16 protein-coding genes are annotated in these 23,066 nt (G+C 44.9%); 9 read left to right on the top strand and 7 right to left on the bottom strand.

The window, feature by feature from the left end; all coding sequences use genetic code 11:
* Positions 1–9: 9 nt before the first annotated feature.
* From BY457_RS02705 to BY457_RS02685, 5 genes are all read left to right on the top strand, one after another.
* Positions 10–1,158, top strand: coding sequence for a polysaccharide pyruvyl transferase family protein (locus BY457_RS02705; RefSeq protein WP_106151787.1), 1,149 nt, complete (start codon positions 10–12; stop codon positions 1,156–1,158).
* Between the two features lie 2 nt (positions 1,159–1,160).
* The gene (locus BY457_RS02700; protein ID WP_106151786.1) at positions 1,161–2,060 is read left to right on the top strand and encodes a glycosyltransferase; all 900 of its coding nucleotides are present in this window, start codon (positions 1,161–1,163) and stop codon (positions 2,058–2,060) included.
* A 9-nt stretch (positions 2,061–2,069) separates the two neighbouring features.
* On the top strand, positions 2,070–3,533 hold the full coding sequence (locus BY457_RS02695) for an oligosaccharide flippase family protein (protein ID WP_106151785.1): 1,464 nt from the start codon (positions 2,070–2,072) through the stop codon (positions 3,531–3,533).
* A gap of 382 nt (positions 3,534–3,915) precedes the next feature.
* Positions 3,916–4,842, top strand: a complete 927-nt coding sequence (locus BY457_RS02690) for a porin family protein (protein ID WP_106151784.1) — start codon at positions 3,916–3,918, stop codon at positions 4,840–4,842.
* Positions 4,843–4,881: 39 nt separating this feature from the next.
* Entirely contained in the window at positions 4,882–6,369 is a 1,488-nt protein-coding gene (locus BY457_RS02685; protein WP_106151783.1) for a WG repeat-containing protein, read from the top strand.
* A 60-nt stretch (positions 6,370–6,429) separates the two neighbouring features.
* On the opposite strand, the gene BY457_RS02680 is transcribed toward BY457_RS02685, so the two are convergent.
* Positions 6,430–8,211 (bottom strand): BACON domain-containing protein, encoded by a 1,782-nt coding sequence (locus BY457_RS02680; protein WP_106151782.1) that lies wholly within the window; start codon positions 8,209–8,211, stop codon positions 6,430–6,432.
* Positions 8,212–8,603: 392 nt separating this feature from the next.
* On the opposite strand from BY457_RS02680, the gene BY457_RS02675 reads away from it, so the two are divergent.
* Positions 8,604–8,972 carry a YccF domain-containing protein gene (locus BY457_RS02675; RefSeq protein ID WP_106151781.1) on the top strand — a complete coding sequence of 123 codons (369 nt, stop codon included), beginning with the start codon at positions 8,604–8,606 and terminating at the stop codon, positions 8,970–8,972.
* Between the two features lie 169 nt (positions 8,973–9,141).
* Positions 9,142–12,210 carry a c-type cytochrome biogenesis protein CcsB gene (ccsB, locus tag BY457_RS02670; protein ID WP_106151780.1) on the top strand — a complete coding sequence of 1,023 codons (3,069 nt, stop codon included), beginning with the start codon at positions 9,142–9,144 and terminating at the stop codon, positions 12,208–12,210.
* Between the two features lie 209 nt (positions 12,211–12,419).
* On the opposite strand, the gene BY457_RS02665 is transcribed toward ccsB, so the two are convergent.
* Positions 12,420–14,006 carry a TolB family protein gene (locus tag BY457_RS02665; RefSeq protein ID WP_258176533.1) on the bottom strand — a complete coding sequence of 529 codons (1,587 nt, stop codon included), beginning with the start codon at positions 14,004–14,006 and terminating at the stop codon, positions 12,420–12,422.
* 517 nt (positions 14,007–14,523) lie between these two features.
* Here BY457_RS02665 and amrS point away from each other — a divergent pair.
* Positions 14,524–15,534: an AmmeMemoRadiSam system radical SAM enzyme gene (gene amrS / locus BY457_RS02660; RefSeq protein ID WP_106151779.1), complete on the top strand. Its 1,011-nt coding sequence runs from the start codon at positions 14,524–14,526 to the stop codon at positions 15,532–15,534.
* Here amrS and BY457_RS02655 read toward each other — a convergent pair.
* Complete coding sequence (locus BY457_RS02655; RefSeq protein ID WP_106151778.1) at positions 15,531–18,374, bottom strand: lamin tail domain-containing protein; 2,844 nt, start codon at positions 18,372–18,374, stop codon at positions 15,531–15,533. The two genes, amrS and BY457_RS02655, sit on opposite strands and share 4 nt — an antisense overlap.
* Positions 18,375–18,537: 163 nt before the next feature.
* On the opposite strand from BY457_RS02655, the gene BY457_RS02650 reads away from it, so the two are divergent.
* On the top strand, positions 18,538–19,548 hold the full coding sequence (locus tag BY457_RS02650; protein WP_106151777.1) for an aspartate-semialdehyde dehydrogenase: 1,011 nt from the start codon (positions 18,538–18,540) through the stop codon (positions 19,546–19,548).
* Between the two features lie 273 nt (positions 19,549–19,821).
* Here the strand turns inward: BY457_RS02650 and BY457_RS02645 are convergent, their stop codons facing one another.
* From BY457_RS02645 to BY457_RS02630, 4 genes are all read right to left on the bottom strand, one after another.
* Complete coding sequence (locus tag BY457_RS02645) at positions 19,822–20,526, bottom strand: response regulator transcription factor (protein ID WP_258176532.1); 705 nt, start codon at positions 20,524–20,526, stop codon at positions 19,822–19,824.
* Positions 20,527–20,580: 54 nt separating this feature from the next.
* Positions 20,581–21,288, bottom strand: a complete 708-nt coding sequence (gene tsaB, locus BY457_RS02640) for a tRNA (adenosine(37)-N6)-threonylcarbamoyltransferase complex dimerization subunit type 1 TsaB (RefSeq protein WP_106151775.1) — start codon at positions 21,286–21,288, stop codon at positions 20,581–20,583.
* Positions 21,289–21,522: 234 nt separating this feature from the next.
* Positions 21,523–22,188 (bottom strand): hypothetical protein, encoded by a 666-nt coding sequence (locus tag BY457_RS02635; RefSeq protein WP_106151774.1) that lies wholly within the window; start codon positions 22,186–22,188, stop codon positions 21,523–21,525.
* 12 nt (positions 22,189–22,200) lie between these two features.
* The gene (locus tag BY457_RS02630; RefSeq protein ID WP_106151773.1) at positions 22,201–23,010 is read right to left on the bottom strand and encodes a metallophosphoesterase family protein; all 810 of its coding nucleotides are present in this window, start codon (positions 23,008–23,010) and stop codon (positions 22,201–22,203) included.
* Between the last annotated feature and the right edge of the window lie 56 nt (positions 23,011–23,066).

Genomic DNA, 23,066 nt, shown 5'->3' with positions numbered 1-23,066 from the left:
ATTGTGCCAATGAAGACAATTTTAATCATAGGAGGAAATTTCATCAACAAGGGTGCTGAATCCATGTTGATGGCCACCGTGGATGGAATCCGGGAACACTTTCCAGGCTATGATCCGGTGTTGGTGGATTTGTTTCCGGTTAAAACCGATGTGGAAAAAAAGAACTATGATTACAGAATTGTGAATATGCATGTGCGCACTCTTTTTCGCATTTCATTTCCGTTTTTGAAGATGTTCTTCACTCGCAAAACAATCAGTGATGATGAAAATTCGATAAAGCGTCTGTTTCGGGAAGCTGATGCGTTGTTTGATATTAGTGGCTATGGCCTAAGTGCTCATAATCAGCCATTGTTGTGGAGTGTGGCCTATCTGCTCCCGTTTCATCTTGCCCGGAAAAGCAGGGTTCCGGTCTGGTTGCTCCCTCAGAGTTTCGGCCCGTTCAATTTCAGGGGGATAAAAAAACTCCTGTTCAGATGGTGGGGACAAGATCTTCTCAATTATCCCACTCTTGCATTTGCGCGTGAGCCTGAAAGTATGGAAGCCCTTGAGTCAGTGCGAAAGAGTCCTGTGCTGCTCTCTTCCGATATAGTGCTGCACAGGGAGCCGAAAGCCGGGAATCAGGCAGGCCGGGAGGTGATTGTCATACCCAACAGACAGCTTTTTAATTTTTCAGAACCTGAAAAAGTCGTTGGACTGTTTGCGGAGTTGATCCATTGTTTTCTCGAAAAATCGATGGTTGTCAGAATTGTGCGGCACAGCCGAGATGATGAAGAATTGTGCAGAAGGATAAGTGCATTGGTATCGCACAACTTATTGATTATAGATAATTCAGACTATTCAGTGGAAGCTTTAGTTGAAATTATTTCCAGCGCTGAAATGGTGGTTTCGGCGCGTTATCACGGTGCCGTTCACGCGCTCATCTGCCACAAGCCATTGTTGATTATCGGATGGGCAGGGAAGTATCGCCATCTGGTTCAGCTTTTCGACCTCAAAAATCATTTGATGGACTTGCAGCATCAGGAAATTGAAGACATGGATGTGAATAGATTTGTGGCAGGGCTGATTGCTGAAAAGGAAATTCTTTCGGAAAAAATAACTGACCGTTTGGAACAGATCCGGCGAGACAGTTTCTGGAATCAAATTGTTCTTAAATCATAAGTATGCATTATCCTGTTGCTCTATTTTGTTACAATCGTCCCGTTCATTTAAAACGGACCATTGCGGCTCTGCAGAAAAATGCGGGAGCGGTAGATACTGAGGTCTGGTTCTTTTCAGACGGGCCTGCAGGTGAGGGTGACAGAGCTTCTGTTGATGAGGTTCGGAAGATTATTGATAATGTCGAAGGCTTTAAAAGAGTGCGGGTTGTTAAAAATGATGTCAACAGGGGATTAGCTGCCTCCATTATTGCCGGAGTCAGTGCGGTTTTGGCGCAAGACGATGCCTGTATTGTTCTGGAAGACGATTTGGAAACAGCCCCTTTCTTTCTTGATTTTCTCAATAGCGGACTTTCTTGTTATGCTGATGATTCAGAAATTTTTTCCGTTTCGGGTTATTGTCCCCCCATTGCCATTCCTGATGATTATGCTGCCGAAGCTTTCAGGTTTCCGCGCATCAATTCCTGGGGCTGGGGAACGTGGCGAAACCGATGGAATCGGGTGGACTGGGATGTAAAAGATTTTGATGCCTTTATCAGTAATAAAAGCCGGGTGAAGGAATTAACCTTGCTGGGAAAGGATTTGCCGGTTATGTTGCTCAAACAACAAACCGGAAAGATTGGTTCCTGGGCAGTTAGGTTCAACCAGGCCTGTTTCAGAGAAGGGAAAACCAATATTTATCCGGTGAGATCGCTGGTAAGGAATATGGGCGCCGACGGTTCGGGAACACACGTGAGGAGTACCGGGAAATACCGGGTTCAGCTGTCTCCAAAGCCCCTGATTCCGCATCCGGCATTTGAAAATCCTCAAATCAGCAAAGCGTTTCGTGAATTTTACCGACCTTCGTATTACCGGCAAATGTTGAATAAAATAAAAATTGCCCGTCATTTAAAGCGACTCCGCTAATTTTGAATTATGCAGAATCAAACCCGTTTTGTTTTTCGTCAGTCGGCCATTTACAGTGTGGGCAATATCCTCTCCAAGCTGAGCGGGGTGTTGCTGATTCCGCTTTATTTGAAATACATCTCGGAAGAAGAATTTGGTGTGGTCTCGCTTTTTGAGACCATTGCACAATTCATTATGATACTTTCCGGATGGGGGATTCGCGCCGGATTCTCTCGTTGGTATTATGAGTTTAAGTCACGTATGGAGCAGAAACAGCTGTTTTTCACGGCATACTCATTCAATTTAATCAGCAGTTTTCTGGCAGTTTTGGTGATTGGCGGAATTCTTTTTTTCTTTAGTTCAGCAATTTTTAAGACCAATATCTCCAGTGATATCATTCTTTATTTCTCGCTGGGAACACTGTTTCGACTGCTTTTTGACATTCCCTTTTTTATGTTGCGCATTCAGCAGAAAGCCGCGCAACAGACCGGCTGGTTTTCTTTGAATGTGGTTTTGGTACTCTTGTTCACCTTCGTGTTTCTGGAGTTTTTTGATATGGGACTCAAAGGGATTTATCTGGGGCAGATGGTTGCTCATTTTTTTACTTTTGTGCCGATGATTCCGCTCATTTGGCGGAACTTTTCCTTTAAGTTCCGGTACGATGTGCTCCAAAAGCTTTTGCAATACGGATTGCCGCTGGCTATCAGCAATATTCTTACCACTGTTTTAACCTTAAGTGACCGCCACATCATTAATCAGTATCAGAATTTGAGTGAAGTGGCAGGTTACAGCATGGCGTTTAAAATCTCTAATCTCATTCAGGTTGTAGTTGTGGCATCTATCATCACAGGCTTTACCAATTATTATTTTAAAACACTGCACAGCGGGAACAGCACTCTTTTTTATCAGAGAATTGTGCGCTATTTTACAGTGCTTATTACGTTGGGAGGACTGGGAATTGTCTTGTTTTCTCCTGAAATTATTTATGTGGTATCCATGGGAAGTGCGTTTTTCCAGACCTCTGTAATCATCGTACCGGTATTAATGCTCGGGATGATTTTCTCCGGACTTCGGCAGCTTTTCACGCTTCCCCTGAACAAGCACAAACGTACCCGTAAAATCTCCATGATTTTGATAGTGAGTGCAGTCATTAATGTGGCCGGGAACTTTGTTCTCGTTCCCTGGATAGGTAAAATGGGGGCTTCCATTTCCACTGTGGTGGCTCAGCTTTTTGCCTTGATATGGTTTTTAAGTGAAGCCGGGAAAGTTGAGGAGATAAACTTCTCCCCGGTTCGAAACATTCTTCTTTTGGTTATCTGGAGTCTGATGGTATGGGGCGGAATGCAGTTGTTCGCGCTTCCGTTTTTTAGCGGATTGATTCTTAAACTTGGTGTTGTTGCCGTTTTTGTAGTCATCTTGTTTCTTACGGGACACATCAGCCGCGATGAACTAAAGGAAGCAAAAAGCCTTTACCGGAGTCTCCGTCAGCGATGATAACCACATTAATTTTTTTCTTCTGTAACAATTCATAGTTTCTCTACGTCTCAAAAACAGAACGAACCTGAAAGACTCTTGTTTTATCGTTGTTTGCAAACAAAAAACTAAAGACGTTCATCATTTCGTGGTTCTTAAACGAATGTATTTTTATAAGGCCAAAGGTGTTTAAGGAAATTGAAAAATCCTCCTCTTATTATTGGTCGCGTCGCGACCAATAATAAGAGGAGTGAGAGGGATGACTCAAAACCCAGGGCGCTGCCCTGGGCTATTGCTCTCAGGCTTTCAGCCTGTTTATATCTTACCTGTTTTATGTATATGGTAGGTTAAAGCAATAGTGAGGGAGGAAGACAACTTTTAACAAAACTAAAAACCAAAAACTATGAAACCAATAGTTCAATACAGCGTCATTGCATTGGCATTTTTATTGATTTTACCCGGAAGCGTTATTGCACAGCAAGATACCACAAGGCGGGCAGGTAAATTTAAAGAAATTGTTTCCGTAGAGGAGGAGCCCCACCGCACCAGGGTTAAATTTCCCGGTGGCGATGTGGAGGTGGATGAAATGAACGATACCATTACTAAAATTACCATCGGAAGACGGCGGTATGAAGTGATTGACAGACCGGGGCACCACACACGCATCCAGATGGTTCGGGAGCCACGCGAAACTTTTAAAGGTCACTGGGCGGGATTTGATTTGGGCCTGACCAATTTCTTTTCCACTCCCTTTGATTCCAATCTGCCTGAAGACGGGCAATGGATGGATCTAAATGGCGGAAAATCGGTTTCTGTGGGAATGAATTTGTTGCAATACAGCATCGGACTCCAAAAGGAAAGGGATAATTTTGGTATTGTCACCGGATTGGGCTGGACCATTAACAACTACCGCTTCGATAGTCAAAATGTTTTAATCAGGAGTGATGAAGGCATTACCTCATATCGGGTTGCCGATCGGAATGTGGAGAAGAATAAACTGGTGACGAGCTATCTAACGGTGCCTGTTTTGCTTGAGTTACAGCTGCCCGCACGTTCCGGAGAAAAAGATTTCTTCATTTCGGCAGGTGTTTACGGAGGCTTCCGTCTTGGGTCCCACACCAAAGTGGTTTACTCCGAAAACGGAAACAGAGAAAAGGAAAAAGGCCGGGATGACTATAATATCAATACCTTTAAGTATGGAGTAATGGCCAAGGCAGGATATAAGTGGCTGAATTTGTTTGCAAAGTGTGATCTGACTCCTCTTATCGAATCGGGACGGGGACCTGAAGTTTATCCCTGGACCGTTGGTGTGACGCTGGTTCATTTTTGAAAAACAGGTGTTGTTTAGAAAGTATCATAATATCAAACTATGAAACGAGCTGTTATTTTTCTTTTGATGGTGCTTGTGGTTACAAGTGTCCGGGGGCAAAACGAATCTCCTGATTCGGTTTTGCAGAAGTATGATCGGTTTTGGGAAATGTCATCCGGCCTGTTCCGGGTGATGGAGGAAGGGCAGGTTGGAGTGGTGGACAAAAACGGCCGGATCGTTGTTCCTTGTCGTTTTGATCAGGTTTGGACACCAAACAAGGACAATTACATCAGGGTGTTGTTGAACATGAAGACAGGACTTTATCATATCGAAAAAGGCATCATTTTACCTGCTGAATATGATCAAATATGGGAGTTTGAAAATGGATTGGCCAAGGTGATGAAAAACCGCAAGTTTGGTTTTGTCGATATGGAGGGTTTGATGGTCGTGCCTTGTGAATATCAGCATGTGTGGGCACCCCATGATGGAAGAATCAAGGTGATTAAGGACGGTATGACCGGGTTTGTTGCTGCCGACGGACAGATTATTGCCCCGCCTGTTTATCAGGATATCCAGCCGTTCAGGAATGGTAGAGCAAGAATTATTCGTGGTGGAAAAATGGGCTTTATTGATGAGCAGGGAAATGAGGTAATACCGCCGATCTATGATGAAGTACTACCCTTTGAAGGGGATACAACCGTTGTGACATCAGATGATGAGTATTTGGTGATTGACCGGGAAGGGCGCATGATTGGGGTGACTCATAAGCCCCGGGAAGAGGCGTCCCAAATATCGGATACCGGGGAGGAGGAACCTCAACAATATCGTGTTAAAATAGAAAAGGATTATATTGATATTCGCCATAATGGAGAAGGGATATCTTTTCCCGGAAAGGAAAAGAAGCGAAGATACTTCGATGGTCACCTGGCAGGTGTGGGAATTGCTCTGAACGGGTATTTGGATGCAGATTTGCAGGAAGAATTGCCTGCAGGGTATGAGTTTATGTCTTTGAATCAGACCAAGTCTGTGGAGGTAAGTATCTATCCTGTTTCGGAAAACATACGGCTTTTGGGGAATTGGTTCGGTCTCACAACAGGTATTGGACTGCAATACAACAACTACCGCTTCAATCTGGACAATATTTCGGAGGTGGATGAACCCGGACAGGAATGGTTTCCTGAGGTAGGAAGTGAAGCATCCATTTCCAAAAGTAAGTTGATGATGATGCACGTGAATGTACCGCTTATGGCTGAACTCCAGTTTTCGAACAGGAGCCGGCACAATTCATTGTATCTTTCAGGAGGAGTGGTAGGAGGAGTCCGTTTGCAAACGCATACCAAATTGGTTTTTGATGACGGAAACGGGGAGGAGAAAAAGAAAAAGCGTGGCGATATGGGACTGCCCACATTCCGTTACGGATTTATGGCAAAAGCAGGTTATGGTGACTTTTCTTTGTATGCGACATACTACCCTGAACCGATGTTTAAAACGGGAGAAGGTCCGGAAATTTATCCGTTTTCGGTGGGTGTCATGTTTCATTTTGATTGATCAAAATAATGCCGGAGAAAAGTTATCCCTCTCCGGCATTACCTTGTTCTCATAGTTGGGTTAGAGGGTCGGCACCGACCAATTTATCCATTTATCTTCATCAAATGTCAGGTTTCCGTCTGTTTTCATAATGGAGGTGTTGACATTTTCCTCTTCAAGAAGAAATTTTCTGACAAATGCTTCCACTTCCGGTTCCTGAGATTCAGGCAATCCACAGTGATCGGAATGGCCTGTCTGCGAGAAGCCCATATTGTCAGGGACCCCCAGAGCTTCCCATATTTTATGTGCTGCATTTCCTGCTGTCCATGTGCTCAAATTGCCCAGCCACTCCATGGATGTATTTTCAATGACCAGCAATCCCCGGGGCGCACACAATCCCATGATGGAATGGTGATCGTAAGGAACTTTATCCACGGATGTGCTGAATTGATCGAAGTTCTTTCTGAACCATGTATTTTCGGTAACAATCTGTCTTAAGCGCTGAACGCTTGATCCCTGAAAATCGGAGACCCGCCAGCTGGCTGCACCTCCAGATCCGGATTCCTGAGGAATGGTAAGTGCAATTCGTTCATCGAAAGCACCGGCTGCCAAAGCGCCTTTGCCATTTCTGGAACAGCCGGTTACGGCAAGATGAAGAGGGTCAATGTTGGCGGCAGGTGTCTTTTCCAAGGCATCAATAAGGCGACTTACACCCCATGACCAGGCTATAATGGCGCCCGCTGAATGACTGCTGCAGTATAGGTCATAGAACTTTCCTGTTCCTCTGGATCCGGCATTATCCTGAAGGGCAATTTCATCCTGTGGGAAATTGATTACGGCAACCCCCAGGTCCAGTAACTGCTGATTGTTGAGAAAGGAAAATCCTATACCGATTACTGCGGGATAAGGTGCCTGTCCCGTTGTGGGGTAAGTGATGCTGCAGTCGAAACTGATGGAGCGCCCGTTTTCCTGTACCGTTACCGTTATAGTGTTTCCACTGAATGAGCCGGTGGTGGCATCATAGGGAATGCAGGGTTTGTAACCATACTGAAATTTTTGAGCCAAAGCTGAGATTTCTGCCTGGCGACAGGTCCAGTCTGCCTGGCTGGTGACTCTGGAACCGTCCAGAAATTCGAAAGGATCCGGAAGATACGGGTTTTCCGTTAGGTCATTGTATGAGGGAAGCTCGGGTATAACACATCCAGCTACTTCGCAAAACTGATTATCATCAGCCGGGTCACAAGGGTTTCCACCCTGAATCAAATCCACCGATTGTGCGGTGGCACCCGCCTCTGTAACAGTGATGGTGGCGATTCTTGGTTCGGAGTCAGGGTTTGAAAGGACAGTGATGGTAACGGTGGCGTTGCCTGTTCCTGACTCCGGGCTAAAGCTTATCCAGTCTTCGGAGGCGGAGATGGTCCATTTGCCCTCAGAATTAATGACAAATTTTTCCGTACTACCTTCTTCCGGATCAATGGTTATCTCATTGCTGGACACGGAAAGAGCCCGGCTTTGGGTTACCTCCACCAGTTTGGAAGAAACTCCATCAGCAGTAACCTTAACCGTTGCCGAACGGGAAGTAAAATCAGTGTTTTCATCTGCTGCTGCAGTTATTTTTGCATTTCCGGTTCCGGAGGCCGGAGTCAGTGAGAGCCATTCAGCTCCGGAAGAGATGGTCCATTCTGTGTTTGAGATGATTTTGAATGTGTCAGTGCTTTGAGCTGCTGAATTTAGCGTAAGGGAGGAGGAATGTACTTCCAGCATTGGCGTGAAGTTGTCTTTGTCCTCACATCCCATTGCGCTGTAGGCAATTAACGTTGAAATGGCCAGCAGGATTGTCGGCAGGGAAAATGTTTTTCTCATTGGTAAGTGATTTGTTGAGGTAAATATTAATAATGATTTTTACGAAATTAACTCTTAATCACTTTCTTGCGGGGTATTTATTCGGTTAAAGGGAGTACGTTTCTTAAAAAGAGTGAAAATTTTAAGCAAAGAGGTAAAAATTTTTAAAAAGAAACGGTACTGACGCCTTTTGTGTTAATTAATGCATACAAGGGGGAGGCCGGGGCTGAGTCAAACTTTTTTCAGCCTGATTCAATAGATAAGTTATTTGCTGAATCACAACAATCTTTACCCTTGTTGCTTGATGTCTGCAGGAAAGTTTAAATATTTCTTTATTTTTACTTTAATATACAAACCGTAATACCTCATGGTGATTTCGGTTGTTGGCATCTTTTAAATTTAAAACGATCCTTATGTCAATTCTTGGAAATCTTATCTGGCTCATTTTCGGCGGAATTATTACCGCCATCGAATATTTTGTTTCCAGTGTTTTACTGATGATTACCATTGTTGGAATTCCCTTTGGTTTACAGACACTTAAGTTGGGATTGCTGGCTTTGTGGCCTTTTGGTCAGAAGGTGGTTCCCACTCGTTCCAACGGAGGATGCCTGAGCGTCGTAATGAATATCATTTGGATTCTGATTGGAGGAATCTGGATTGCGGCCACACATTTAATCTTCGGGGTATTACTGGCGATTACCATTATTGGGATTCCATTTGCACGGCAGCATTTTAAACTGGCCGGGTTGGCACTCACCCCTTTTGGATACCGGGTGGAGTAGGCTGGTTTTTTCTGGAAACTGTCACAAAGGTTTGTTGGGGCTGTAGAAGTACTTGTCCCAACCGTGAGGAAGAAGCCAACAGACGGAGTTAGCTGACCACTTGTTGCTTAAAACCGGAAGAAAATCCTATTTTCGCAAATCAAATCGAACTATGTAAATATAATGTTTTATGGATCGCGTTGTTAATTTTCTCACCTCCCGTCAACTGATGGGTGCTCTCTTTATTTTTCTGGCTGTTGTGCTGGCCGTTGCCACATTTCTGGAAAACGATTTTGGATACAATGCTGCACGAGCGCTGGTTTACAACACCTGGTGGTTCGAACTGATATTTCTCTTGCTGGCCATAAATATGTTTGGAAATTTGTTTGCCTTCAATCTCTGGCGTTGGTCCAAATTTCCTGTTTTGCTCTTTCACCTGTCGTTTTTTATCATTATTGTGGGTGCAGCAATAACGCGTTATGTGGGATTTGAGGGGAGCATGCCCATTCGTGAAGGAGAAATATCGGATACTTATTATTCTTTGGAGGGATATGTAACCGTTGAGGTTGCCGATCAGGGTGGTACAGATGTAATCCATGAACAGGTTTTTCTATCGCCCCGGACCCCCCGGGAATTTTCTGAAAGTGTGGAAATTAACAATCAAACCTACAAGATCGAGAGTGTCTCTTATGTACAAAATGCAGCTGTTCGCCCTGTGGAAAAACCGGGAGGACAACCGTTGGCAGGTATTCTGTTTTCATCCTCTGTTGGCAGGACGGAGCAGTTCCTGGCTCCCGGAGAGCGAATAAACCGACAGGGAGTAATCTTTGCTTTTGAGCCCAATGATCCAGCGGGGGTGGACTTCATCATTCGTCGTCATGGCGAGGCAGGTATCGTATTGCAAAGCCGGAAGACCTTAGAGAAATCATCAATGACTTCAGGAACTCAGGAATCAGTTGCTCCCGGAACCATTGTAGAGATGCAGCCGGGCATTTTGTTTTCTTGGGATGAGGTGAAATTTGCTTTGTCCCGGTTTTGGCCCGAAGCAGTATTGGGCCCAGTTTCCGTGCCCGGACAGGGAGGATCCGGACTTTCTGACGTGGTTTCTTTCAGAATTTCCGGAGATGAGAAGAGTTATGACCTTCATGTCACTGGAGAGAAAGGGGTCTTTGGAGAGCCCAACACGCTATCTCTGCCTGATGGAAAAATTTCGGTTCGCTATGGTTCACTGCCGCTTCAGCTCCCTTTTGCCATCCGGTTGAATGATTTTCAATTGGAGAGGTATCCCGGTTCGGAGAGTCCCTCATCCTATGCCAGTGAGGTTACGTTGATTGATCAGCGCGAAGATTTAAAAATGGATTACCGTATTTTTATGAACAATATTCTCAATTACGAAGGTTACCGTTTCTACCAATCGTCTTATGATCGGGATGAAAAAGGGACCATTCTTTCGGTAAATCGTGATTTTTTGGGGACAGTTATTACCTATCTGGGGTATATTCTGATGAGTGTCAGTATGTTTTGGTCACTTTTTGCTTCAAAAACAAGATTTCGTCAGTTGTTGCAAAAAACCAATACCATTTATCAAAAGAGGAAAAGTCTAGGCATTCTTTTGTTATTTATCTTTTCCACCACTGCTTTTTCTCAGGAGATGCCTCCCCGGCCTGACGAGGATATTGCAGGAAAGTTGGGGCAGTTGTGGGTTCAGGACAAAGGGGGACGGATTAAACCACTCAACAGCCTGCATCAGGAGATCATGGTGAAACTGGTAAAACACAACAGTTTTAATGGGTTTAACCCTGATCAAATGCTTTTGGGAATGTTTACCCACCCTGCCGAGTGGCAACAGGTACCATTGATAACGGTCAAGCATCCTCACTTGAAAGAGATGCTTGGTGTTTCCGGGAAGAAGGCAGCTTTTAGTGACTTTTTCGGTTCCGACCGTCGCTATAAAATCAAAGAAATGGTGGATGCGGCTTATCGAAACAATCCGGCCAACCGCGACAAACTGGAGCAGGAACTGATAAAAGTGGACGAACAGGTTAATGTGTTCTATATGGCCCAGTCCGGTGAGTTGCATCGGATGTTTCCGGTCAACAACGAGCGTTCTAACCCCTGGCTTATTCCTTCCAAAGCACCTGAAGGGCTCTCTGCAAAAGACAGTTTGTTTGTCGCTTCCGCGATGCCGGCATTCATTGTGTCTCTGCGGGAGAATAATAATGAAAAGGCTCTGTCTGTGTTGGAGGATATGTCCGAATTTCAGTCGGTACATGGCGGAAGGCTGCTGCCTTCCGAAACCATTCGTGATGCAGAGATTCTTTACAATCGGCTGAACATTTTTATGTGGCTGGCCACTTTCTTTTTTGTTTTGGGCATTATTCTGGTTTTATACAATATTCTGGGATTGGTTTATCCGCCTTTTTCAAAGAGAGTGGTGGAGACGGCATCGCTATGGATTATCGGAGCTGGTTTCCTCTACCATTCATTTGGAATGGTACTACGGTGGTATGTTTCGGGGCATGCTCCCTGGAGCAATGGTTATGAGTCGATGATATTCATTGCCTGGGCATTGTTGCTGGCAGGACTCCTGTTTAGCCGTCGCTCCCCCCTGGTGCTGTCGGTGACGGCCCTTTTTGCCGGTGTGGTGCTGATGGTTTCTCATCTTAGTTGGATGAATCCTGAGATTACCAATCTGGTTCCGGTGCTGAAATCTTACTGGCTGACCTTGCATGTGGCTGTAATCATTGGTGGTTATGGATTCATGACACTCGGTGCTTTGCTTGGATTTATGAATCTTTTGCTTACTACATTGCAAACCAAAGAGAATAAATCGAGAATAAGTCTTGCGATTGATGAACTGACAGCTATTAATGAAATGGCCCTGATTGTGGGATTGTATCTGATGACGATTGGTTCCTTTCTCGGAGGTGTCTGGGCCAACGAATCGTGGGGCCGTTACTGGGGTTGGGACCCCAAAGAAACCTGGTCGCTCATTACCATCCTGATTTATGCCTTTGTGGTACACATGCGCCTGATCCCAGGGTTGCGGGGACGCATGGCCTTTAATACCGCTGCTCTTTTGTCCTTCGGATCGGTAATAATGACCTATTTGGGCGTAAACTATTACCTCACCGGCATGCACTCTTATGCCGGTGGTGACCCGGTGCCCATACCGTCAGCGGTTTATTATGCGGTGGTGATAATTGGTGTGTTGATAGGGTCTGCCTTTTGGAAGAACAGAAAGATGAAAGTGAATTAGTCGTTAGCGGGAAGTGAAAGGGTCCCCTAAATCCCCCCAAGGGGGACTTTTAAGGATTTGTGTTACAGATGAAACGAGTCCCGATTGTTCGGGACGAGTTCCATCAGACCTTGAAAAATTAATTTTATACTGATGAATTAGCGTCTTTCGCTTAGATGAAAACTTTTTCGGGATTTTTTTAGCCTCCCCTTGGGGGAGGTTGGTGGGGCTTACCACCACACCCCGCTATTACTTACAAACGAGATGTATTTGCCGCAGGGCGACCAACTGGGTACATTCATCGTCCCCTGACCTCCGTAGAGATAGGCAACGATTTCAGGTTGGCCACCTTCTGCCGGTATTTTTCGCAGATATACGTGTTTATAGAAAGGGTGGTCGCCTGCGTCTATCTCAGGTCCGTAGGAGATGAAAACAAGTTCTTTCCCATCGGGAGAGATATGCGGAAACCAATCGTTGTATTCATCAAAGGTTAGTTGTGTCTGTTCCGATCCGTCGGGACGCATTCGCCAGAGCTGCATGGTACCTGTCCGTGCTGAGTTGAAATAGATGTATTCCCCGTCGGGTGAGTATTCCGATCCGTCATCCAGTGCTTTTTGGTTGGTCAGTTGAATCTCCTCGCCGCCGTCCGCAGAAATTTTGTAGATGTCGTATTGACCCTTGCGTTCGGCTGTATAAATTACGAACTGTTTGTCGGGCGACCAGCCATGAAGATAGGAGGGGCTCTTGTCGGTAATTCGTTTTGGGGTTCCGCCCTCTGTGGGAAGACTGTAAACTACGGAGTTTCCGTTGTCCTCCTCTGTGTGATGGCTGATTCCGATGGTTTTTCCGTCAAAGGTAAGCACGTGATCATTGTTATTGTTGGTGGCAAAGCCGGTGTTTATTTGTTGGGGGATTCCTCCGGATGGGGGAATGCTGAATAACAATCCTTCACTGTTGTAGATCAATTGTTTGTTGTCCGGTGTCCAGTTGGGTGCCTGAATAGAGATGGGAGAGGTAAAAATGATTTTTCTGTGCCCGGTTTCCATATTCATTACTTCCAGGTGACTTCCCAGGTAATCCTGATAGGGAACCAAATCAGCAGGTGCCGGTTTGACCAAACGCACATTTTCAAAAACTGCTTTTTCAATAGTGGTGCTGTCGTGTGAACAGACGAAGAGCCCGGCCATTAACTTATCCGACAGGCTGTCTGCCTTGATGGAAACCGAACTGAAAGGTTCACCGTATTTGGCTACCGACATGATAAGTGTCCCGCCTCTTCGTTCCAGTTGTACGATGTCAGGTGCTTCTGTTTCTGATGACATTTCAAGGGTTTCACCGTTTTCTTTCTCTCTGTATTGAAGCGATGTGAGCCCGTCACCGTGAACAACCGCACTGTAATGAGGTGAACCTGTGGTTTTATCTTCGCGAAGCATCCATCCCATCTTGCGATGTGAGTGATTGCCCTCTCCTTCAAATTTCATCCTGGCTCTCAGGATAAAATCTCCTGATATCTCGCGCCAGGCAAAATGGAAAGCATCTTCATCGAACCAAATGTTTTCCCCGCTTCCGCTGATGGTGTAGGTCTGGTTTTCCGGGTTATACAAGGCGTTTCCCTGGATGCCTGTTTCTCCGATATCGTTGTGTTCGTTAAAAATGCCTGTGTCGGGCGTCTGGGCTGTTAGCATAGTTGTGAAAGTGAACAGGACGACAATAAGACCGTGTTTAAGTTTTGAGTTGTTAATTGATTCTAAAATCCTGGGGTTTTCTGTTTCCAAAATCAATTTCATTAACTGTAATTTCTTTGCCTGAATATTCATAAGATTACTTTTTACAAAACTAACTTATTTTGGATTATTTCTCAAGTTGCTGAACTTCTTTTATCGTCATGGATATGAGTGTTTTATTGATTTTGACGGTTGTTGCTTGCAAAAGCAGTTATTCAGTGGTAAATTGAGGTGATTTGTTACAATTTTCCTGGTCCGTCGGGTCAGGCTATATTTTAAAATAACGTTTTTTCAATTAGAGATTGCTTCGGGCGTAGCCGAAGCAATCTCTAAACATCCACACGCAACTATAAACTTAAGCCTAAATGGATGTTTTTGGTAAAATCCATATTGTCAGCGCTATACGGTTTTGGTTTTATCTGACTCGAGTTGTAAGTTGTCTGTTATCAAAACATTATAGCAGGCAGTTAGGCTTTTGCTAATCAGGCAAAACTTTCTTATAGAATGTTGAAAGATGGCTTTTGCGTCAATATTTTTTCTGTCTTCCGCCTTTTGAATTCTGCCTGTTGGTCACTAACCATTAATTTCTATAAATCTAACGATCTTTTGTATGAAAGAGGCTCTGCTTTACGAGAAGTTTGATGATGGAAACGTAAAATGTAACCTGTGTGCGCATCATTGCAAAATTGCTCCGGGTAAGTGGGGGATATGCAATGTTCGTGAAAATATTGATGGTACCTTATACACCCATGTTTATGGACGCACCATTGCGCGACACACAGACCCTGTAGAGAAAAAGCCTTTGTACCATTTTTATCCCGGCAGTAGGGCGTTCTCTATCGGGACTGCCGGTTGCAACTTCCATTGCGATTTTTGTCAGAATTGTGAAATATCACAGGTTACTTCTCCCGGAATACTTGAATTGGGAAGTACTGCCTCACCTGAAGAAATTGTACAGGAGGCTTTGAATGCCGGTTGCAAAAGCATTGCCTATACATATACCGAGCCCACTATTTTTTTTGAATATTGCAACGATATTGGCCTGCTGGCGCGGAAGGCAGGGCTCAAAAATATCTTAGTTTCCAACGGTTTTATGACCAGAGAAATGTTGGATATAGCAGCTCTCTGGCTCGATGCCATCAATGTTGATCTGAAGGCTTTTCATGAGGATGCTTATCGACGATTGATGGGGGGGAGGCTGCAGCCGGTTTTGGAAAACATGAAGTACATCGTTGGCAAAGGGATCTGGCTCGAAGTAACCAGCCTGATTATTCCGGGGATCAATGACAGCGCAGGAGATTTGCACCAAATGGCCCATTTTGTAGCCGATGAGTTGGGTGTGGATGTTCCGTGGCACATCAGTCGTTTCTTTCCCGATTACAAAATGCAGGATGTTCCGCCCACTCCGTTGGGTACAATGCAACGTGCTGTTGAGGCCGGAAAAGAGGCCGGCTTGAATTACATATATGTGGGAAACGTACCTGCATCAGCCGATCAAAATACTCTTTGTCCGGGGTGCGGAGCTGTTTTAATTAAAAGAGTAGGCTATCATGTATTGTTTAACCACATTAAGCAAGGGTATTGCCCTGATTGCGGTTATGAAATTGCAGTGGTGAATTAATAACTACGGATGCCCAAAACACAGGACTCTTTTGCATTTTGAACATTCCCTTTTTCGTCGAAAATTCTTGCTCCGATGATGTAAATGCCGGGAGGAGAGGCGGCATGATTATCATTTGTGCCGTCCCAGGTTATAACCCCCGATGTGCCGAGGCTTTGATTATTGACCAGCTTTTTTACCTGAAAACCATCTGCATCATAAATGGTAAATGTTCCTTTTTTCCCGGGATTATTGAACTGATAGGTAATTTTTAACTGGTCATTGTTGCCATCCAGGTCCGGAGTGAAAATTTCAGGCGATACCGAGAAGAGTCGCTCTGGTTGTTTTATTTCTACATTTATCGCCTGCGAATTGGCATAGCCCGGAGTTCCTGATCCTGCCGTCGATGCTGCTGAATGCCAGGTCATCGGATTGTCTGAAGGCCCTTCGAACCGGGTTCTTTCAAGTGCCACTCCTTTGGTTTCAGAGAGTAAATCGTAATGGAGTGACGGGGTGTAATTCATCTGATCGATGATGGTGCCGTTCTTCAGGGTAAGAAAAACGCTGCCCCCTTCACTTTCGAAGTTGGGAAGCCCAGCTAAAGCAAGGATATTAGCCGCATCGGGTTGGTTAAATTGCTTTTTCACCCAGTCGGGGTCGTTGGCAAAGCAAAGCCAGGTACCCGGGAGAAACCATCGGCACTTGTCGGAGAGTAGCACCAGAGGTTCAGGCATGCCGTTGTTCCCGCCACGAGCCAGACACAGGCTGTCTAATGCCAGAATTTTTGTTGAACGGTTGTACAACTCTACATAATCACAGCCGTCTGAAGGTGGATCAAACAAGAGCTCGTTGATGACTGCATCCAGGCTGTCGGTTACTCCGGGAAGGCCAAAAGACATCTGCGGAGCACCGTCATAGCTGTTGCCGGCAAGATCGGTCAGTTCAGCGGGTAAGGTTAGTGTTATTATCCGGTTTGGAGTTAAACGTGGTTGAAATTCAAAGGTTAAAATGTTTCCAAACAGGTTTTCCTGTGTCAGATGAGTGATGTTTAAATCCGGAACAGATAATTCAAAATCATCTTTGTCTATTGTTGATTCGTCAATAGGCTCACCAAAGTTAACCTTCAGAATGGAGTCGCCTTCCAGCCACGCATCTTCAATTTCCGGTTTTTGCATGTCGGGATTCAGGGATTTAACGGAGTTTTCCGCCCCCGGGGTGCCTCCCTTGTCGTTGTTGCAATAGGCCCAATTAATCAGGTCGCCCGATAGATTATTTGCATCTATACACTCCATCGACCATCCGCCATTCTGCTTGAAAGATGAGCCGGTCAAAATGCCGGGATATCGGAATGCTGTGGTGGTTTTGCCTGAGGGGTTCTGCAAAACAATCTCACCTCCGCCGTTGGTGAGGACAATCCATTTGTCAGGAACTAAAGCATCCGTAAAGTTGGTGTCATCTGCGGCAATGGTTACATAGGTGTCCGGGAAAAGGAGGTGTTCCGGTAGTTGCAAGATACTGCCATTGATTTGCAGGGTCATATTTTTCAGATTCACCGGCAGGTCCGACCGGTTATACAATTCTATGAATTCGGTTTCGGAAAGTAATGCCGGGGGAGTGGGATCGTGCATGATTTCCGTTACAACCAGGTCAGAAAAGGCTGCTTCATGATAGTAAAGAGCATACGGGCCCGATGGAATAGTGTCTCCTTCCGGAAGAATAAGATTGTTGATGAAAAGATTTGCCTGGAGCGCATCCCGGATGGGTTTATTGAGAAACAGATGGCAGCTTTCCTCTGAAAGAGGTTCCACATGAGAGAAGCCGTTAGGAATCTCATCGGAAACAAAGTTCTCAGGATGAATGATTTCATAAGGAATGGGTTGGTTGAACCGGAGTTCAATGGTGGTGTAATTGAGCAGATGGGCTGATTGTATGTCAGGTGCGAGGTATGAGAAGCGAATGGCTGTGTCTTTCAGGCAATTGCCATTCACATCGCACCATCCTGAAATTAGGAGGTCTTCATTCTGTGCGTCAGGTAATTTGTGTGTCAAACGAATGGAGGCAGTGGTGAAAACGTCGATAAATGCGATGCTGTGAATGATGTTTTTCCCCGATTTGGCAATGGTTAAGCTTTCTGAAGACAAATTCCCGTCCACAGGCTCTGAAAAACCCAATTCAATGGTGTATCCGTTTTTTAGCTTCATGGATTCTATTACCGGGGGAATGGTGTCCCGGTATGCCGAGCCGGATATTTCCAGTGGTTCTAAATAGAACTTATCCCGTCGGGTTTGGGTGTAGTGGCAGCTGAATCCTGCATAAGCAGAGGGAAGTCCACGCTTGTGTATGATGGAGCCTTCTGTTTGCCAGCCGTTGCCGGTGTCGCTTTCCAGCGTCCAGTTTCCTCCTTTTTTGCGGGTTACTTTTACCCGGGCAACAGCCGGACTACTGTTTAGCCGGTTTTCGGTACCTCTGATCAGAAGATTGTCGGTTCCGTTTTTTCTTTCCCAAAGCGAAATGTTGTCATCCGATGTTCCTGCTTCCAGATAAAAACCGTTTTGAAAGTTTTCGGCATTGTCAGCTACCAGAATAATTGTCAGGTAATTGGAAGAGGAAGGATTGAAGGCCAGTTGAAAACCGGTTGTCCACGCTGCATCCTCAAAAGCGGTGGAAGGGTGCAAAAGCATGGCTTTTTCAGAATCCTCCGGAGCATTCAACTGAAGGGAGTTCTCTTCCTGGTGGAAAATGAACCATTCGGTATTTCCGGTCCATGATGAAGGGAAATTCTGAAATGTGGTGGAAGAAACCGGTTGATAAGTGAGAATCAGCAGGGTGGTAATGACTAAATGAAAAAAAATCGGCTTCATTGGATTAGGGTTTATTACTTAAATGTATTAATTTTGTGACGATTGTGTCGTACGGTCATGAAAAATCTGCCGGAATGAAATTGAAATCTTTCCGACGTGTAATAAACCCGGCCGAATGCAATTTAGAGATTTTATTCAACAATGTAAAACCAAATATTATCACATGAAGTTAGCTATTGTAGGTGCCAGCGGTGCTGTAGGACAAGAGTTTTTGAGTATTCTTGAAACAAGGGATTTCCCGATTGATGAATTAGTGCTTTTCGGGTCCGCCCGCAGTGCAGGCAAAAAATACACATTCAGGGGAAAAGAGCTGGTCGTAAAAGAACTTCAACACAACGACGATTTTAAAGACATTGATATTGCATTGACCAGTGCTGGAGGGGGAACTTCCAAAGAGTTTGAGAAAACCATTACCAGGCACGGAACCATAATGATTGACAACTCAAGTGCTTTCCGTATGGATGATGATGTACCTTTGGTGGTTCCGGAAGTGAATGCAACTGATTGTGCCAATGCTCCGCGTAAAGTCATTGCCAACCCCAACTGTACAACCATTCAGATGGTGGTAGCGCTCAAAGCGATTGAGAACATTTCTCACATTCGCAAGGTTCATGTTTCCAGCTATCAGGCTGCCAGTGGTGCCGGAGCTTCCGGAATGGACGAACTGGAGAAGCAGTTTGAGCAGATTGTAAAGGGTGAAAAGCCCACCGTTGAGAAATTTGCCCATCAGCTGGCGATGAATGTTATTCCTCATGTGGATGTGTTTACCGAAAACGGATACACTAAGGAGGAGATGAAGATGTTTAACGAGACCCGCAAAATTATGCATTCAGATGTGCAGGTAAGCGCCACCTGTGTGCGTATTCCTATTTTGCGTGCACACTCCGAAAGCATCTGGGTGGAAACAGAGCGCCCTGTAAGTGTTCAGGAAGCACGTGAGGCTTTTGATAAAGCAGAAGGTGTTGAAGTGATCGACAATCCCGACAACAACGAGTATCCCATGCCTTTGTTCCTGTCCGGAAGAGATGAGGTATTTGTGGGACGTATTCGTGCCGACCTGGCCAATCCCAACGGATTGACTTTCTGGGCTGTGGCTGATCAGATTCGCAAAGGTGCAGCACTCAATGCTGTGCAGATTGCTGAATATATGATTAAGGAAGGATTGATTAAATAATTTTTGTCCATAAGGTACCATTTACTGCGTTACGCTTGCCCGAAAATTCCTCATTTACTCAGGTAAACTGCGTATTTTCGGGCTTCGCAAGCCTTGTAACTGGAACTTTCTAGACAAAATTTTGCTTAGTTTATAGACGGAAACCAGGCTAGATAGTGTTAGCAAGTAAACTCCTGTTTTTTTTAGGTGTGCTTAATAAGAAAACGCTGATTTTATCGGCTGTAAATTCTATACAAATCGGGTTGCTTTATGTGGAGCAGCCCGATTTTGTTTTCAGGATTTGCCCTCTTTTAAAATATACCCCACAGTTGGGATGTTGTCAATTCTGATGCTGTTGTCCTCCTTTAGGTATCTTCTTATTTTGCTGATAAATACATCCAGACTGCGCCCGTGGAAATAATCCACATCGCCCCAGAGTTGCATAAGAATTTCTTCCCTCTTTATGAGCTGATTTTTGCGGGTGCACAGCAATTTCAGAACTTCGCTCTCTCTGCGGGTAAGGCGGCGGATGGTTGATCCGTTTAGCAGCATCTGACGATTCAGGTCGAAGGTGAATTTTCCGATGGACAGGGGAGCGGCAACATTGCCTGAAGGTAAAGGTGCATGGATACGTCTTGCGACAGCTCTGATTCGCCAAAGGAGTTCATCCGGATCGAAAGGTTTTACAAGATAATCGTCTACCCCCAGGTCAAAAGCTTTTTGTTTATCGTCTTTATGATTTCTTTTACTGATGATGACAACCGGAATGTAACTGTCCCGCCTGCGAATCCGCTCGGTAAGTGTGAAGCCGTCAATTCCGGGAAGCATCAGGTCGAAAATGCAGAAGTTGAATCTACCGTCGCAGAAAGCCTCGAAAGCTTTATCGCCATCGCCACAATGCACGACATCGTGACCAAAGGATTTCAGAAAATCAGTTAGCTTTTCTCCCAAAGTAAGGTCGTCTTCGACGAGTAGTATGTTAAGCAAATGAAAGTCCATCAGTAACTTAAACAAGACATACTGGGGCAGGGTTTAACGCGGAGTGTTTTTTAATCAAAGAATCTTCTTTTTTGGGATGGTGGCAATAAAATCTTTCAGATAAAAGGGCTCGAAATAAGCCACATCTTCAAATTGCCTGTTATTCCAGGCTTCTGCAGCAGGTTGTGCCATGTTGCGTGCCAGCGGGCCTTCATCTTCCGGGAAAAATGCGTTGGGATGAGTCAGCGTTTCTTTGCATTTGGCGGCTCCGTTACCGAAAAAGAAAACTTTTCTACGGTTGAGAATCTCTGCATAGCTTTCGCTGTCTATAATGTCGGCTGAGGTTTCCTTCCTTTGCTGCATTCCGCTGTCATACATTGCGGCATAAACCTCCATCCGACGGGCATCAATCATGGGGCAGTACCAGGCATCCTGGTTATTTTTCAATGAACCAAGGCTTTGTACTACCGGAAGAGCGAGAATCGATAAGGAAGGAATGGCGATTAATTGTTTCCCAAGTGCGAAGCAAATGCCTTTGGCGGTGGATACGCCGATTCGCAATCCGGTGTAGGATCCGGGGCCGCTGCTTACTGCAACTGCGTCAATATCACTCATCTCTATATTTACCGAAGAGTCCTTGAAGAGTTCTTCCGTTAAAACAGTAAGTCTGTTGGCGTGAGAATTGCCCTCATTCTCCTGCCGGGCTGCAACCACTTCCCCATTACGGGTAAGTGCTACAGAGCAGACCGTGGTGGAAGTTTCAATGCATAGAATATACGCCATCGGGATATTTTTTTCGCAAAAGTAGCGAAACCATCTATATCATAAAAGAAAATGTAGATCCTGTTTCGTTTTTTCAGTTTTGAAGGGATTGGTATTAATTGCTGGCTGCGTTGGTTTTAACGTTTATTCCTTTGATACGGTTTAATGAAGCGAGCATGGAAACGATTGCCACAAGAGAATATGTAAAAGTTCCTGCATGCGAGCTCCATTAGACCTTTATAATTAAATTTTATCCTAATGAAAGTAGAATGTGATCCCAAATGCGAGGCTCCATACATCCAGCATGGTCACATACTCTGTGCGAATCGCTTCCAGTAAATAGGCATCGAGTGCCGAAAACTCAAAATAAAATCCCCATCCCGTAAGGTGTTTGTCTTTCAGTGGCTGATACCATTCGCCTCCCCAGAAGGGTGCTGCATGTATCTTGTTTTGAAAATAGTAACTCTCGGGATAGTGAGGCGGCAGTTTTCGAAATGTATTATTGGTGTTTCCCCGGTTGATCATTAATCCTGCTTTTGGCCAGAAGTGATTAAACCATGGTCTTTGGGTCAGGAAGAAACTGTTTTTTAGCGAAAAGGTATGCACCGTTACATTGCTGCCTCCCAAGAATTCGTTTAACAAACCGTAGCTAAAGGTGGGTTCGTAAATGTCCCATAAATGGTAACCCACCCCGACAGATAAAAATCCCACACTTCCGGCATATTGTATTTTGGCGTGTTTCGGAAAGAACCAGCGTGAACGGTAATGAACTGTATCACCGGAGATTACCGTTTTTCTGGGCTGATACATCCGGTCAAATATTCCGGCTCTTTGGTACGTGCCTTCTGAGTAAAATTGGGCTTTGGCGCCTGAATTAAAAAGCATCGCCAGAAGCAGGGCTGTCAAATAAATTAAGCGCATTTCTTCGATTCTTTAAAAGGATTCTCTGGTGATCAGAACGGTGTCGGGCCGGACATCCATGAGTATGATTTCGCGATCGGTAGCATCACCTGAAATCAGAAACGGAACTTCGCACTCATCGCGTTTGCCTTGAAAAAAGCTGTGTGTATGCCCGTGAATGGATAAAGAAACCTGCTGCTCCTCCAGGATGCGATAAAACAGATAACTGTTTCCGACACTGAAAGGTGCGCTCCAGGGGGGGATATGAGCTACCAGGAAAACATGAGAAATGTTGCCGTCGGCTTCTAATGCACTATAAAGCCATTCAAAATCAGGATCCTCCACGTTTCGTTCCCAGATGATGTCGTCGAAAAAGACAAAGCGACAGTTGTTGTAGTCAAACGAAAAACTCAACGGACCAAACATATCCTGATAAACCAGTTCGCCGTTGGAAAGGAAGTCGTGATTTCCCACAATGGCAATCATCGGGTGACTTAACCCGGAAGCAATGTCCTGGTACCACATAAATTCACGGTAAATACCACTCATGGTAATATCTCCGTTGTGAATGACGAAATCGATGCTGTCGATGCTGTTCAGTGCTTTAATCTGATCGTCGAAATCGTCGTAGTAGGTATGGCTGTCACCGATAATGGCAACTCTAAACGGTTCAAAAGTGTCTGAACTTTTACTTTTTAGTCCGGAAATGACTTTTTCGTTCAACTTTTGTGGTAAGTCTCCGGAACCCGATTGATAAGGACTGTACTCGATAAGATTTTCGCAGCCTGCAGAAAGAATAAGAATCAATCCCCATATATGATAGTGTAATCTGTTTCTGCTCATGGTTTTTTGTAAGTTTTGAGCAAAAAAACAGCCTTTTCCTGTTGTAAACAACCGAG

Source organism: Marinilabilia salmonicolor, from assembly GCF_003003035.1.
Classification (GTDB): Bacteria; Bacteroidota; Bacteroidia; order Bacteroidales; family Marinilabiliaceae; genus Marinilabilia; species Marinilabilia salmonicolor_A.
This window is presented reverse-complemented; position numbering and strand designations above follow the sequence as displayed.

Coding starts and splice junctions, on each gene's coding strand:
- BY457_RS02705 (WP_106151787.1), top strand. CDS start 10: ATGAAGACAATTTTAATCATAGGAGGAAATTTCATCAACAAGGGTGCT.
- BY457_RS02700 (WP_106151786.1), top strand. CDS start 1,161: ATGCATTATCCTGTTGCTCTATTTTGTTACAATCGTCCCGTTCATTTA.
- BY457_RS02695 (WP_106151785.1), top strand. CDS start 2,070: ATGCAGAATCAAACCCGTTTTGTTTTTCGTCAGTCGGCCATTTACAGT.
- BY457_RS02690 (WP_106151784.1), top strand. CDS start 3,916: ATGAAACCAATAGTTCAATACAGCGTCATTGCATTGGCATTTTTATTG.
- BY457_RS02685 (WP_106151783.1), top strand. CDS start 4,882: ATGAAACGAGCTGTTATTTTTCTTTTGATGGTGCTTGTGGTTACAAGT.
- BY457_RS02680 (WP_106151782.1), bottom strand. CDS start 8,211: ATGAGAAAAACATTTTCCCTGCCGACAATCCTGCTGGCCATTTCAACG.
- BY457_RS02675 (WP_106151781.1), top strand. CDS start 8,604: ATGTCAATTCTTGGAAATCTTATCTGGCTCATTTTCGGCGGAATTATT.
- ccsB (WP_106151780.1), top strand. CDS start 9,142: ATGGATCGCGTTGTTAATTTTCTCACCTCCCGTCAACTGATGGGTGCT.
- BY457_RS02665 (WP_258176533.1), bottom strand. CDS start 14,006: ATGAATATTCAGGCAAAGAAATTACAGTTAATGAAATTGATTTTGGAA.
- amrS (WP_106151779.1), top strand. CDS start 14,524: ATGAAAGAGGCTCTGCTTTACGAGAAGTTTGATGATGGAAACGTAAAA.
- BY457_RS02655 (WP_106151778.1), bottom strand. CDS start 18,374: ATGAAGCCGATTTTTTTTCATTTAGTCATTACCACCCTGCTGATTCTC.
- BY457_RS02650 (WP_106151777.1), top strand. CDS start 18,538: ATGAAGTTAGCTATTGTAGGTGCCAGCGGTGCTGTAGGACAAGAGTTT.
- BY457_RS02645 (WP_258176532.1), bottom strand. CDS start 20,526: ATGGACTTTCATTTGCTTAACATACTACTCGTCGAAGACGACCTTACT.
- tsaB (WP_106151775.1), bottom strand. CDS start 21,288: ATGGCGTATATTCTATGCATTGAAACTTCCACCACGGTCTGCTCTGTA.
- BY457_RS02635 (WP_106151774.1), bottom strand. CDS start 22,188: ATGCGCTTAATTTATTTGACAGCCCTGCTTCTGGCGATGCTTTTTAAT.
- BY457_RS02630 (WP_106151773.1), bottom strand. CDS start 23,010: ATGAGCAGAAACAGATTACACTATCATATATGGGGATTGATTCTTATT.